The sequence below is a fragment of the Aquabacterium sp. genome (assembly GCF_021768455.1).
Taxonomy (GTDB): domain Bacteria; phylum Pseudomonadota; class Gammaproteobacteria; order Burkholderiales; family Burkholderiaceae_C; genus Aquabacterium.
The window spans coordinates 1-7,162 of sequence record NZ_JAIZVX010000181.1; the positions used below are offsets into that span (position 1 = coordinate 1).

7 protein-coding genes and 2 tRNA genes are annotated in these 7,162 nt (G+C 66.9%); all 9 read left to right on the forward strand.

Annotated elements, in window-relative coordinates; all coding sequences use genetic code 11:
• Nucleotides 1-597, forward strand: a 597-nt coding sequence (locus QZ994_RS17610) for an NAD-dependent dehydratase (RefSeq protein WP_290874741.1), incomplete at its 5' end; no start/stop codon positions are given.
• A 10-nt stretch (nt 598-607) separates the two neighbouring features.
• Nucleotides 608-2,110, forward strand: a complete 1,503-nt coding sequence (rng, locus tag QZ994_RS17615; protein WP_290874744.1) for a ribonuclease G — start codon at nt 608-610, stop codon at nt 2,108-2,110.
• Between the two features lie 142 nt (nt 2,111-2,252).
• Nucleotides 2,253-3,575: a Tol-Pal system beta propeller repeat protein TolB gene (tolB, locus tag QZ994_RS17620; protein ID WP_290874746.1), complete on the forward strand. Its 1,323-nt coding sequence runs from the start codon at nt 2,253-2,255 to the stop codon at nt 3,573-3,575.
• Between the two features lie 73 nt (nt 3,576-3,648).
• A complete protein-coding gene (pal, locus tag QZ994_RS17625) occupies nt 3,649-4,218 on the forward strand; it encodes a peptidoglycan-associated lipoprotein Pal (protein ID WP_290874749.1) in 570 nt (189 codons plus the stop codon).
• 19 nt (nt 4,219-4,237) lie between these two features.
• Nucleotides 4,238-5,065 carry a tol-pal system protein YbgF gene (gene ybgF, locus QZ994_RS17630; protein ID WP_290874752.1) on the forward strand — a complete coding sequence of 276 codons (828 nt, stop codon included), beginning with the start codon at nt 4,238-4,240 and terminating at the stop codon, nt 5,063-5,065.
• Nucleotides 5,065-5,829 carry a tRNA threonylcarbamoyladenosine dehydratase gene (locus tag QZ994_RS17635; RefSeq protein ID WP_290874755.1) on the forward strand — a complete coding sequence of 255 codons (765 nt, stop codon included), beginning with the start codon at nt 5,065-5,067 and terminating at the stop codon, nt 5,827-5,829. Before ybgF ends, QZ994_RS17635 begins: the two co-directional genes overlap by 1 nt.
• 29 nt (nt 5,830-5,858) lie before the next feature.
• Nucleotides 5,859-5,934, forward strand: a tRNA-Lys gene (locus QZ994_RS17640).
• 139 nt (nt 5,935-6,073) lie between these two features.
• Nucleotides 6,074-6,149 (forward strand) — tRNA-Lys (locus QZ994_RS17645).
• Nucleotides 6,150-6,310: 161 nt separating this feature from the next.
• Nucleotides 6,311-7,162: substrate-binding domain-containing protein (locus QZ994_RS17650; RefSeq protein WP_290874758.1), on the forward strand; the 852-nt coding region annotated here is incomplete at its 3' end.

Consider the following 7,162-nt stretch of genomic DNA (forward strand, 5'->3'; position numbering starts at 1 on the left):
GGCGCCCGGGTGCTGGTGCGCCGCGAACTGGCCGCACCCGAACTGTTGGGGCTCCTGCCCACGGACGCGCTGGACGCGGTGGCCGGCATCCGCAAGCTGCGCATCGTCGAGACCCGCTTTGACCGGCTGGAAGCCCAGGCACCGGTCTATGCGGTCGATTGGGTCTGTTGTGCCCTGGGCACCACCTTGCGCAAGGCGGGCTCGCGCGCGGCCTTCCGCCAGGTTGATTTCGACCACCCTTTGCAGATCGCCCAACTGGCACTCGCTCAGGGCGCCCAACGCCTGATGCTGGTCAGCGCCAAGGGGGCCGATGCCCGCTCGCCCGTGTTCTACAACCGCACCAAGGGTGAACTGGAGGAGGCCTTGCGCGACCTCGGGTTCGCCCATGTGAGCGTGGCCCAGCCATCGCTGTTGAAGGGCCCGCGCGCCGAATTCCGCCTGGGCGAACGTTTGGCTCTGGCCCTGGGTGGGCTGTTTCCGTCTGCATGGAAACCCGTGCACGCCGACCAGGTTGCCGCCGGCCTGCTGGCTTCGGGCCGTGAAGGCCTGCCCGGCTGGCATGTCCTGTCGAACGCGGCCCTGCGGCGCATGCGTTAAATTGCCACCCATGCCCTATACCCAAGACATCCTCATCAACTGGACTCCCCAGGAAACCCGCGTCGCCGTCATCGAGAGCGGGGCGGTGCAGGAGCTCCACGTCGAGCGCACGCTGGAGCGAGGTCTGGTCGGCAACATCTACGCTGGCAAGGTCGTGCGCGTGCTGCCTGGCATGCAATCGGCCTTCATCGACATCGGCCTGGAACGTGCCGCCTTCCTGCACGTGGCCGACCTTCACCGCGAAGACCCTTCGGTGCGTCCCGCCAGCCGCTCGGCCGATGCGCAAACCCCGATCGAAAAGCGCGTGCACGAAGGCCAGACCCTGATGGTGCAGGTCATCAAGGACCCCATCGGTACCAAGGGCGCCCGCCTGTCGACCCAGGTCAGCATCGCCGGCCGCTTGCTGGTTTTCCTGCCTCAGGACGATCACCTGGGCATCTCGCAGAAGATCGGTTCGCCCGAATTGCGCGAGCAGCTGCGCGAGCGCATGACCCGCCTCATCGGTGAGGCCGATGTGAAGGAGGGGCGCAACCGCCCGGGCGGCTTCATCCTGCGCACCAATGCTGAAGACGCCACCGACGAGGAACTCGCGCAAGACATCGCCTACCTGCGCAAGACCTGGGCGACGGTGCGCGAACAGGGCCTCAAGGCCGCGCCCGGCTCGCTGCTCTATCAGGAGCTCAACCTGGCTCAACGCGTGTTGCGCGACCTGGTCTCCGATCAGGTTCAGACCATCCGCATCGACTCGCTCATCCAGTTCGACGCCCTCAAGGCCTTTGGCGAAGCCTTCATTCCCACAGGGGTGAGCAAGCTGGCGCACTACAAGGGCGAGCGCCCCATCTTCGATCTCTACAACATCGACACGGAGATCGAGCGCGCCCTGGCCCGTCGGGTCGACCTCAAATCCGGCGGCTACCTCATCATCGACCAGACCGAGGCGCTGACGACCATCGACGTCAACACCGGCGGCTACGTTGGCGCCCGCAATTTCGACGAGACCATCTTCAAGACCAACCTGGAGGCGGCCCAGGCCATTGCCCGTCAGCTGCGCCTGCGCAACCTGGGTGGCATCGTCATCGTCGACTTCATCGACATGCTGCGCGAAGACCACCGCGACAACGTGCTGGCCGAGTTCCGCAAACAGACCGGCCGCGACCGCACCAAGCACACCATCAGCGGCTTCTCGCCCCTGGGCCTGGTCGAGATGACCCGCAAGCGCACGCGCGAATCGCTGGCACACATGCTGTGCGAGCCATGCCCCACATGCGAAGGCCGAGGCCAGGTCAAGACCCCGCGGACCGTCTGCTACAACATCCTGCGCGAGATCCTGCGCGAGGCGCGTCAGTTCAACCCCAAGGAGTTCCGCGTCTTTGCCAGCGCGGCCGTGGTCGAGATGCTGCTCGACGAGGAAAGTGCCCACCTCGCCGGCCTGAGCGACTTCATCGGCAAGCCCGTCTCCCTGCAGACCGAGCCGTCCATGTCGCCCGAGCAGTACGACATCGTGCTGCTCTGAAGCCAGAAGGGGCGGCACCGGGTGCCGTCTTCACAGGATTTCACCTGTGCGGCGCAGGCTTGTCCACTTGGGGCACGGAACTTGTTCGCACTCCGGGGCACAATCCCGGGTGTCTGAACTTGCCCCTCCCGTGACGGACCCCATGCCTCTCTCCCTGACTCGCCGTGCCCTGGCCCGCCGACTGATCGGCGGCACCGCCATCGTTGGTCTCGCCTCCCTCTGGCCCCTGGGGGCTGCCCAGGCCCAGTTCCGCGTCGAGATCTCTGGCGTCGGGGCCACCCAGATCCCCATCGCCATCGGCAAGTTCCGCGACGAAGCCCGCTCGCCCCAGCCCATTTCCGCCATCATCAAGGCCGACCTGGAGCGCAGCGGCCTGTTCAAGTCCCTCGATGCCAGCGCCGACCGCCTGGACGAATCCACCCGTCCGCCCCTGGCCGACTGGCGGGGCAAAGGCGTTGATGCACTGCTGGCCGGCTCTGTCTCGCCCCTGGCCGATGGCCGCTTCGACGTGCGCTACCACCTCTGGGACGTGCTCAAGCAGGCCGACCTCGGTGGCATGAGCCTGGTGGTCCCCGCGCAGGACCTGCGCCAGGCCGCACACCGCATTGCCGACGACGTCTACAAGAAGCTCACCGGCGACGACGGCATCTTCTCCACCCGCATCGCCTACGTCAGCAAGGTCGGTTCGCGCCACACCCTGGTGGTGGCCGATGCCGATGGCGAAGGCACCCAGGCACCGCTGACCAGCGTGCAGCCCATCATCTCGCCCGCCTGGGCCCCGGATGGCAGGCAGCTGGCCTATGTGTCCTTTGAGGGCGGCAAGGCGGTGGTGGTCACGCAGGACGTGTCCACCGGTCGTCGCAAGGTCGTGGCTGGCTTCAAAGGCACCAACAGCGCCCCGGCCTGGTCGCCCGATGGCAAGCAGCTGGCCGTGACGCTCAGCCGCGATGGGGGCTCGCAGCTCTACGTGATCGGCGCCGATGGCGAAGGCCTGCGCCGCCTCACCCAGAGCAGCGCCATCGACACCGAAGCCACCTGGACGCCCGACGGCGCCAGCATCTATTTCGTGAGCGACCGCGGCGGCAGCCCTCAGATCTACCGCGTGCCTGCCGCGGGCGGCAGCGCCCAGCGTGTCACCTTCGCCGGTGGCTACAACATCAGCCCCGCCATCAGCCCCGACGGCAAGTGGCTGGCCTACATCGGCCAGACCGATGGCGGCGCCTTCCGCCTCAACCTGATGGAGCTGTCTTCCGGCAACGTCCGCACCCTGACCGACGGGCGCGATGCCGAGAGCCCCAGCTTCGCCCCCAACAGCAAGCTCATCATCTACGCCACCCGTGCCAATGGCCGTGATGTGCTGATGACCACCTCGCTCGACGGCCGCATCAAGGCCCGTCTGGGCACCCCTCAGGCCGATGTGCGCGAGCCTGTCTGGGGGCCTGCTGTCCCTTCTCTGCGCCGCTGACACCTGTTTGAACAGCGCTGGGCCGATGTCGGACCTGGCGCACCCATCTGATCCCTGCTGAAGGAGCCTCGACATGAACCAAGCACGTCACTTCACCCGCACCGCCCTCGCCGTGATCGCCGCGTCCAGCCTCTGGCTGGCCGGCTGCGGCTCGACCGTCAAGCTCGACGACCAGGCTGGCCAGGGCCCCGCCCCGATCACCACCGCCAATGGTGCCGGTGCCAACGCTTCGGGTGCCGGCAACAGCGCCGTGCCCTCGACCGCCATCGCCCCCGTGGTGGTGGACAACGCCAACAAGGCGGCCGACGACAGCGGCCTGGCCCGCGTGGTCTACTTCGACTACGACAGCTTCGTGGTCAAGGAAGAGTTCCGCGGCGCCGTGGAAGGTCATGCCAAGCGCCTGAACGCCAGCAAGGCCCGCAAGGTCATCGTCGAAGGCCACACCGACGAGCGCGGTGGCAGCGAATACAACCTGGCCCTGGGCCAGAAGCGCGCCGAGGCCGTGCAGAAGTCCCTGACCCTGCTGGGCGTGTCCGCCGAGCAGGTCGAGGCCGTGAGCTTCGGCAAGGAACGCCCGGCCGTGCAAGGCAGCAACGAAGAAGCCTGGGCCAAGAACCGCCGCGCTGAAATCAAGGACCGTTGAGGTCTGATCGGGAAGCCCCATGTCACCGACCTTGCCTTTTCCCAAGCGGCTGCGTTCCTGGGCCTTCGTCCTGGCCGCCCTGTGCGGTGCCGCCGGGGCGCAGGCCGCCCTGTTCGAGGACGACGACGCCCGCCGCGCCATCCTTGAGTTGCGCCAGCAACGCACCCAGGACGCCGATGCCCAGGCCGGCAAGCTGGCTGCGCTCAATGCCCAGATCGAGCAGCTGCGCCGCAGCATCCTCGACATGAACGCGCAGATCGAGCAACTGCGAAGCGACCTGGCCAAGCAGCGCGGTCAGGACGAGCTCCTGGCCCGCGACGTGGCCGAGATGCAGCGTCGCCAGCGCGACATGCAGTCTTCGGTCGACGAGCGCGTGCGTAAACTCGAACCGCAGCCCGTCACGGTCGACGGCAAGACCTTCAAGGTCGAGCCCGATGAAAAGCGCGATTTCGACGAAGCCCTGGCCCGTTTGCGGGCGGCCGACTTTGCCACCGGTGCGGCCGGGCTCAATGCCCTGTTGCAGTCGCGTCCCACCACGGGGTACCGGGAGTCGGCCTGGTACTGGCTCGGCAACGCCTACTACGGCCTGCGCCAGTACAAGGAAGCCATCACCTCCTTCAAGCAGCTGATCGACAAGGCTCCGGATCACGCCCGTGCGCCCGAGGCCCTCCTGTCGATTGCCAACTGCTTTGGTGAGCTGAAGGACAACGACGCCACCCGACGCACCCTGGAAGCGCTGGTCAAGCAGTACCCGCAGACCGAGGCTGCGCAGGCCGCCCGCGATCGCCTGCTGACCATGTCGGCCCCGGCTGCGCCTGCCGCCAAGCCCAAGAAGGCCAAGGGTTGATGGACGACCTGGCTGCCGACGAAGAGCGCCGTTTCGGCGGGCTGCGCCGCCTGCACGGCACGGCGGCCTACGCGCGCCTGAGGGCGGCCCGCGTGGCCGTCATCGGTGTGGGTGGGGTGGGCTCCTGGGCTGCCGAGGCCCTGGCCCGCAGTGGCGTGGCCTCTCTGGTGCTGGTCGATCTGGATCACATCGCCGAGTCGAACGTGAACCGCCAGGTGCACGCCTTGACTCCGACGCTGGGCCAGGCCAAGGTGCTGGCCCTCCAGGAGCGCTTCGCCCTGATCCACCCGGGGTGTGTGGTGCAGACCATCGACGATTTCATCGACGAAGACAACGTGGGGCATCTGCTACAGGCCGACCAGATCGATGCCGTCATCGACTGCTGCGATCAGGTCAAGGCCAAGGCCGCCCTGGCCGCCTGGGGGCAGGCCCATGGCAAGCCCGTGGTGGCGGTGGGCGCAGCCGGTGGCAAGACCCGCCCGCACCTTGTCGAGGTGACCGACCTGGCCGAGGTGACCCACGACCCCTTGCTGGCCAGCGTGCGCCAGCGCCTGCGCCAACGCCACGGCGGCGCGCGCAAAGGCGCCATGGGACTGTGCTGCGTGTTTTCGCGCGAAGCCGTGTTGCCACCGCAGGACAGTTGCGAAGTGGGCGGCGGTGATGGTTCGCTGAACTGCCATGGGTACGGTTCGTCCGTGACGGTGACGGCGACCTTTGGCATGGTTGCCGCAGCAGAAATTTCAAGAATCTTGCTCAAGCCTTGAAAAGCACGCTATACTCTTAGGCTTTCCGGGGGTCGATAGCTCAGTCGGTAGAGCAGCGGACTTTTAATCCGTTGGTCGCGAGTTCGAGTCTCGCTCGACCCACCAGTGAATGAAGAAAACTTGAAAAAGTTTTCGAAGTACTTGAAGCGATGCAGAATTTATGTGTATACTTCAAGTCTTCGCTAGATAACCAGTTCTAGCAAACAACGCAGAAAGCGTTTGCCGCAAGGCAGGTGCTGAAAGCGGGCTCCTAGCTCAGTTGGTAGAGCAGCGGACTCTTAATCCGTTGGTCGACAGTTCGAATCTGTCGGGGCCCACCAAATTTTGAAAAGGTCTGATCCGAAAGGGTCAGGCCTTTTTTCTTGTCCGTTTGTCTCTCCTTTGACCGTGTTCGCTTGACGCCGGCCCACTCCCATGGTCTGCTCACGCGGCGCTCACCGAGCAAGGCCTCGGCATGTGTCGGCGCAGCAAGGGGGGGACCATGCTCAGACTCGCGCGTGACCACAGCCTGTCGGCCCACCGGGATGCCGAGCCCACGGCGTCTGCATCGGCCCCAAGGCGCGCCATGTGTGCTGTTCTGGCAACGGTGGTGCTGGCTGTGGCCATGCCATGGGATGCCGCCGCCGCGACCTTCGCCTTGGCCGGCAAGAGCCCGGACGATGCCAATTTCATCGCCGCCTGGGAAGGTTGTGTCGCAGCGGCCCGCCTTCAGGGCGACCGCTGTCTGAACCTGGGCTCGCCGGGCCCCGCTCAGGCTCGGCTGCAGGATGCCGCCATCGTGGCCGCGCTGCAATCGCCTCTGGCCGGTCTGGCGGTGTCGGTGACGCACTCCGGCCTGCTGGGTGGCAGCGCCCTGGCCCTGGCCCGCGACAAGGGCGTTCCCGTGGTGACCTTCGATTCAGACCTCGAGCCGGCCGAGCAGGGGCTGCGACGCAGCCATGTCGGCCCCGACAACCTTGCCTTCGGGCGCAGCCTGGGTGGCCTGGTCAAGGCGGCCCATCCGCAAGGCGGGGTGGTCTGCCTCATGAGCAGCGATGCGCATGACCCCAACCTCAACAAGCGGCTGCTGGGGGTCCGCCAGGCGCTGTCGGGCGTGCCCGGCTGGTCGGTGCCCTCGCGCCGCTTGCAGGGCGAAGGAGGCTGGCGGGAGCCTTCACGCTGCCCCTGGTTCAATGGCGACAGCATGGCGCGGGCCCACCGGCAGATGCGGTGGGCATTGGAAACAGCCCGTGTCACGGCCCTGGTGTCGGTGGGGGCCTGGCCCCTGATCGACCCGGCGCGTTATGCCGCCCTGATGCGGGAGTTGGGCGCCCAGCGAGCCGGGGCCGGGCGG